Raw genomic sequence first — 5,533 nt, 5'->3', positions numbered from 1 at the left:
AGCACGGAGCGGTAGTTCAGCTGGTTAGAATGCCTGCCTGTCACGCAGGAGGTCACGGGTTCGAGCCCCGTCCGTTCCGCCACTCATCCAAAACGGGGTATCATCTGATATCCCGTTTTTCGTTTTCTGTTCACCATTAATAAAGTTCCCGAAAGACAGCTTCCGGAGAGCCCTGCCCTCCGGAAGCCGGCATCTTACTTAAGGCGGCAGTCCTCCTTGCTGAGGCGGGTTTTCTTAATCACCGTTTTATCAGGAGTAATGTAGTCCTGCTCCATATAGTCAATAAGCTTCAGAAGTTCCCGGTCTCCGGAGCTCAGGAGGCTGCACAGGAAGGACGGAGAGTCCGAAAGATTCTTTATCTGTTCCTGAGTGCTTTTGCTTCTGACCTGCCAGATCATGATAATGGAGGCGCCGTTACCCCGGCGCATGTCCGCGAGAGAGAAATCGTCGGTGCTCCGGGAGGCTTCTTTGATGCTGTCCCTCATCATGGGAATCAGGACATCATTGAGATAGCGGAGCTGAATTTTGCCGTCCTTGCCGATTACTGACGGCGGCACTATGGCGTAATCCGCGCCGGCTGTCCCGGGAAGCATGGCGCTTAACGCCAGAGTTATGATGCCAAGGCCGGGAAGAAGCCCTTTGGCCATTCTCTTAATATTTATCATCTAGGCTCTCCTTGAGATTGGAAGCGGTTCCGGAAATGACCGGAATCGGTTATGAGCGGAGATTTTATCAAAAACCTGACGCGGCGGGCATGGGATTATCCTCTTTGTGTGAGACGGGGCTTTTTCGGAAATGAGGCATTTTCTGAAATGACTCTTCGTATATGGTGCAGTCTTGCTTATGGGAGACGTTGTTCCTGTCAGCTCTGATAATCGGCTGCGTCTCTGCCGCTTTTAACTGTCGTTATCATGCAGGCCGCGATAAATCACCTCGGTGAGGCGCTAATGAGCCGCTTTCATCATAATATAAACCGCCCAAGGCCAAAAATATCTATACTCATTCTTTTATAAATTTTGTTTGGAAGCGCAACAGCCTTATGTGACCGCAGTGCGACGATGCTCAAAAAAAATATTTGAAAAAACGTGACTTATGCTTAATATTAGGCTAAAATTACAACCAAATCCGGCGGGGTCTGTTCGCAGATTCCAGGGTAATAAACTTAAATAACGATAATATGATGGAGAAAATCATGAATAAGTTACAGGTTGTTTTAGGCACTGCTGTATTAGGCGCTGCTCTTGTTGGCTGCTCTAACACCGATGCTCTTTCTCAGAAGGTTGACGCTCTTTCTCAGAAGGTTGACGCTCTTGCTGCTGATGTTGCTGCTGTTAAGTCCAACCAGAACCAGCTGAGCAACGAAGTTGCCGCTGCCAGAGCTGACGCTGCTCGCGCTAACGAGCGTCTTGACAACATGGCTAACCGTTACAAGAAGTAATTTTCGGTAATGCGTTTCCGGGGGGAGTCAATGACTCCCCTTTTTCATGGGGCTCCGGGAGATTCCGGGGCCCTTTTTGCTTTCCTCAGTTATCCTTGAAGCGCTCCCGGAATTCCTGCAGCTTTCTGGTAAGGGTGTTTCTGCCAATACCCAGAATGCGGGCGGCCTCCAGCTTTTTGCCATGGGTAAATTTCAGGGCTTCCTTTATCATGATAAATTCAAAAGCGTCCATGGCCTCCTTCTGAATATCGATATTGCCTTCGCTGAGCTTTTTGGCGACCCAGTTCCCCAGAATGGGCTCCCAGTCGGTTGAGGCAGCGGCGCTGCCGCCCCGGATGCCGCTTGCGGCCGGGGAACCGGCCGGAGCCTGCTCCGCCGGCAAGGGCAATGCAGCATTATCATATCCTTCCTCCGGAGCAGTTCCGGCAGAATGTTTCGGCTCCGGGGCCGGCGTCCCGGGATATTCCGGAGCGCCGGCGCCGGCGCCGGCAGCGGAAACTGCATTATCGGGATGCCGGATTTCTTCGGGCAGATCCGGCGGGGTGATGATCTGTCCTGGGGCCATTACCGTCAGCCAGCGGCAGACATTCTGGAGCTGGCGGATATTTCCCGGCCAGGAGAAGGTTCTCAGGATTTCCAGAGCATCCTCCCGGAGGATTTTCGGGGGCGCGTTCATTTCTGTTCCGGCATTATCCAGAAAGTGCCTGGTGAGCTTTTTAATGTCATCGGATCTGTCCCGGAGCGGGGGGATGCGAATGCTGATCACATTCAGGCGGAAGTACAGATCCTCGCGGAACAGGCCCTTTTTTACATATTCCGGGAGATTCTTGTTGGTGGCAGCCAGAATGCGGACATCCACGGATATGGGGGTCTGTCCTCCCACCCGGTAGAATTCCCGGTTTTCCAGCACCCGGAGCAGTCTGGTCTGTGCTTCCATGGGCATGTCCCCGATTTCGTCCAGAAACAGGGTTCCGGTGTTGGCTTCTTCAAAACGGCCTATTCTCTGGCTGTTGGCCCCGGTGAAGGAGCCCTTTTCATGGCCGAACAGTTCAGATTCGATGAGCTCCTGAGGAATGGCGGCCATATTAAGGGCCACAAAGGGCTTCCGGTTTCTGGTGCTGTGCCGGTAAATGGCCCGCGCTACCAGCTCCTTGCCGGTGCCGGATTCCCCCATGATAAGGACGCTGACATTGGAGTGGGAGATTCTGCCGATAACCCGGTATACCTCCTGCATGGCCTGGGACTCGCCGATAAGCTCGGTGATGCTGCGGGAGCTCAGGGAACCTGCGTCATTTTCTCCGGTATTTGTTCCGGGAGCGTTTTTGCGGTACTGGGTCACTGCCTTTTTGACGATGGCGATGCATTCATCCAGGTCAAAGGGCTTGGGGAGATATTCAAAGGAGCCGTTTTCATAGGAGCGCACGGCATTCATAAGGTCGCTGTGGGCCGTGGTAATGATTACCGGAATCTCCGGAAAACCGCGGTGGATTTCCTTAAGCATGGAGATGCCGTCAATGCCGGGCATTTTGATATCGGAGATAATGCATTCCGGCTGACTGGATTGCAGCTTTTTCAGGGCTGATTCCCCGTCGGAAAAAACCTCAGAGACGAATCCTTCCTTGGTCAGAGCCCGGTCGATAACAAAACGGATGGCGCTGTCATCGTCCACAATCCAGACTCTGCCGTTCTTGTAGTTGTCGGACATGAAATATTTCTCCTTATTGCGCGGTTCCTTCTGAGCTCAGAGGGAGGTAAATAATAAACTGTGTCTGGCCGGAAAAGCTCTGACACTCGATTTTGCCGTGATGCTGGGCGATAATGCTCTGGGCGATGGGGAGCCCGAGGCCGGTGCCTCCGGCCCGGCGTGACACCATGGGATAAAAGATGGTATCGGCAATTTCCGGCGGAATGCCGGGGCCGTTGTCGGTAATGGTGATTTTCATGACTGTGGGAAAGTAGCGGCCTCTGATACTGACGCAGTAATCCGCCCGGGTTTGAATGCTTATCAGTCCGGGGTTAACATGGTTTTCCTTAAGAATCGCCACGGCGTTTCCGATGATGTTCAGGAGAGCCTGCTCCATTTTTGCCGCATCCATCTTGATTTCCGGCAGGGAAGGGTCATAGTCTCTTTCGATGCAAATGTCCTCGCTGATATCAAGCAGCAGCAGCTTTCTGACCTTTTCAATAATGCAGTGGATATTGCCGTACTCGGCCGGAACGGCTTTTTGCGGTCCCAGAAGCCGGTCAACCAGGTTTTTAAGGCGATCGGCCTGTTCCATAATGATGTTGCAGTATTCATAGAGGGAGGAATCATGACTGTATTCCTTCTGAATAAGCTGAGCGGCGCCCCGGAGTCCTCCCAGAGGATTTTTAATTTCATGAGCCAGGCTTCTCACGAGATCCCGGGCGGCATTCTGCTGGCTCTCCTGCTGGCGCTCATGCTCCATTACTCTTTCCCGGGAAACCTTTTTGAATTCGCAAAGGAGCAGAGATTCCTGCCGGGGCGGCTCCGGAGCTTTTTTGCCGGGCGCGATATCCAGGCTGAAGCTGGAAATGGCGACATCGCAGAAGATCTTTTCATGAGCGGTAACCAGGACGGCATTGCTGATGGAAAATACCTCCTTTTCTTCCGCAGCCGCTGTAAGCAGCTTCCAGAAATCTATGCTGGAGTAGCTGAAAATATCGGGAAAGAACGAGCTCTTCATTTTGGCGGCGCTGATGCCCAGAATCTGCTCGCAGGCCGGATTTGAGAAGACAATGTCAAAATCCCGGTTCAGCGCCATAATGCCGGTGCTGATATTGGAAAGCAGGGAAGGCGCCAAATCCTTTAGTCTCATAATATCACCAAATTAGTGCATGGAATTGGGAATAATGTTTTATTTGGTGCAAACGCACCATGATGGTGATTACTGTTTAATCGCCATCTCCTGAGAACCGGGCGGAATTTCCTGTTGTCCGGCTCCGGATCGGTATTTTGCCGGGATAATCCGGAATTATCCCCGGGGCTTAATGCAATATTTTTACCACAGAGCCTAAAAGGCATTTCCCCGGGGCGTTGCTTTACCGCACCCCGGGAGAATTTCTGCGAGACCGGGGCCCTTCGGAAAAGTCCGGAGAGATCCGGGTTTTGGAAAAGATTGCCCCGGAGATGAAATATTTCCGGCTTTCCGCGCTGCGGCGACATTGCATAACAAACAGCATCACAAACAGCATCACAATTTAATGACAGCGTTACGGATATAATGCATTATAGGGGATCAGATATGTTCGGCAGGGATGACGGCAGGCAGGCGCTGCCGCGAGTCCGGAATGAATACAGAGGTAAAGGTTGCTATGAAAACTGTGAAAAAGCTTAAAGCCGCTTTATATGTTTTGGCCGCGGGGCTGGGAGTTTTAGCGGTCAGCGCAAACGCCGAGGAGGTTTACAAGTGGGTTGACAGCAATGGCGTCACTCATTACGGAGACGAACAGCGCGTTGCCAGTCAGAACGGGGCATCAAAAGTCGATGTAAAGGCTCCTAAGGTTGGCACTGTGGATACCGTTTATGTTCCCCAGCGAGAGACTATAAGGCCGTCTAATGCCACCTCCAACAATAACATCAAGGTAACCATTGTTTCTCCGGCTAACGGTCAGGAAATTCGCGCCAATGACGGTGTGGTAACTGTATCCTCCAGCATTAACCCGATGCCATCGGGAAATTATTCCACCAAGGTGTTTATTGATGGCTCCCTGTTTGGTTCTGCCAACAATTCTCCGTCGGTGCGCTTAGAGGGCGTGCCCCGGGGCGAGCATATGATTACCACCAAGGTACAGGTTCAGGGCGGCAAGATTTTTACCTCCAACAGTGTAAAGGTCACTGTTCTCAGGGTAAGTGTGCACTGACAGTTAGATTTTTCAGGCGATAGCATCTTAAAAGGGGCGTTTTGGTGGTGTTTTTGGTTAAAAAACATCCAGAAGCGCTCCTTTTTTAGCGTTTTTTTGAAAAAGATCAAAAATGTGTTGACGGGTTTCAAAAAAACTCTAAAATACGCACTCGCTGACAGGGTAAAGCTCAGCGAAGTTCTTTAACAAACAGCTTAGACAATCTGTGTGGGC

5 protein-coding genes and 1 tRNA gene are annotated in these 5,533 nt (G+C 51.6%); 3 read left to right on the top strand and 3 right to left on the bottom strand.

The window, feature by feature from the left end; translation table 11 throughout:
* The first annotated feature begins 5 nt into the window (after nucleotides 1-5).
* A tRNA-Asp gene (locus tag ACJROR_RS00330) sits at nucleotides 6-82 on the top strand.
* A 112-nt stretch (nucleotides 83-194) separates the two neighbouring features.
* Here ACJROR_RS00330 and ACJROR_RS00325 read toward each other — a convergent pair.
* Nucleotides 195-665 carry a hypothetical protein gene (locus ACJROR_RS00325; protein WP_406545357.1) on the bottom strand — a complete coding sequence of 157 codons (471 nt, stop codon included), beginning with the start codon at nucleotides 663-665 and terminating at the stop codon, nucleotides 195-197.
* 527 nt (nucleotides 666-1,192) lie between these two features.
* On the opposite strand from ACJROR_RS00325, the gene ACJROR_RS00320 reads away from it, so the two are divergent.
* A complete protein-coding gene (locus ACJROR_RS00320; RefSeq protein WP_406042501.1) occupies nucleotides 1,193-1,438 on the top strand; it encodes an LPP leucine zipper domain-containing protein in 246 nt (81 codons plus the stop codon).
* A gap of 85 nt (nucleotides 1,439-1,523) precedes the next feature.
* Here the strand turns inward: ACJROR_RS00320 and ntrC are convergent, their stop codons facing one another.
* The gene (gene ntrC, locus ACJROR_RS00315; RefSeq protein WP_406545356.1) at nucleotides 1,524-3,143 is read right to left on the bottom strand and encodes a nitrogen regulation protein NR(I); all 1,620 of its coding nucleotides are present in this window, start codon (nucleotides 3,141-3,143) and stop codon (nucleotides 1,524-1,526) included.
* Nucleotides 3,144-3,156: 13 nt separating this feature from the next.
* The gene (gene glnL, locus ACJROR_RS00310) at nucleotides 3,157-4,275 is read right to left on the bottom strand and encodes a nitrogen regulation protein NR(II) (RefSeq protein ID WP_406545355.1); all 1,119 of its coding nucleotides are present in this window, start codon (nucleotides 4,273-4,275) and stop codon (nucleotides 3,157-3,159) included.
* A gap of 496 nt (nucleotides 4,276-4,771) precedes the next feature.
* Here glnL and ACJROR_RS00305 point away from each other — a divergent pair, with 496 nt between their 5' ends.
* A complete protein-coding gene (locus tag ACJROR_RS00305) occupies nucleotides 4,772-5,320 on the top strand; it encodes a DUF4124 domain-containing protein (RefSeq protein WP_406545354.1) in 549 nt (182 codons plus the stop codon).
* The last annotated feature ends 213 nt before the right edge of the window (nucleotides 5,321-5,533 follow it).

This window comes from Succinimonas sp. (assembly GCF_045225735.1).
In the GTDB taxonomy this organism is placed as follows: Bacteria; Pseudomonadota; Gammaproteobacteria; order Enterobacterales; family Succinivibrionaceae; genus Succinimonas.
The sequence above is the reverse complement of the archived record's forward strand: the minus strand, read 5'-3'. Positions and strand labels throughout refer to the sequence as shown.

Excerpts from the sequence above, each read along its gene's own strand:
- ACJROR_RS00305 (WP_406545354.1), top strand. The coding sequence starts at position 4,772 with ATGAAAACTGTGAAAAAGCTTAAAGCCGCTTTATATGTTTTGGCCGCG.
- ACJROR_RS00320 (WP_406042501.1), top strand. The coding sequence starts at position 1,193 with ATGAATAAGTTACAGGTTGTTTTAGGCACTGCTGTATTAGGCGCTGCT.
- ntrC (WP_406545356.1), bottom strand. The coding sequence starts at position 3,143 with ATGTCCGACAACTACAAGAACGGCAGAGTCTGGATTGTGGACGATGAC.
- ACJROR_RS00325 (WP_406545357.1), bottom strand. The coding sequence starts at position 665 with ATGATAAATATTAAGAGAATGGCCAAAGGGCTTCTTCCCGGCCTTGGC.
- glnL (WP_406545355.1), bottom strand. The coding sequence starts at position 4,275 with ATGAGACTAAAGGATTTGGCGCCTTCCCTGCTTTCCAATATCAGCACC.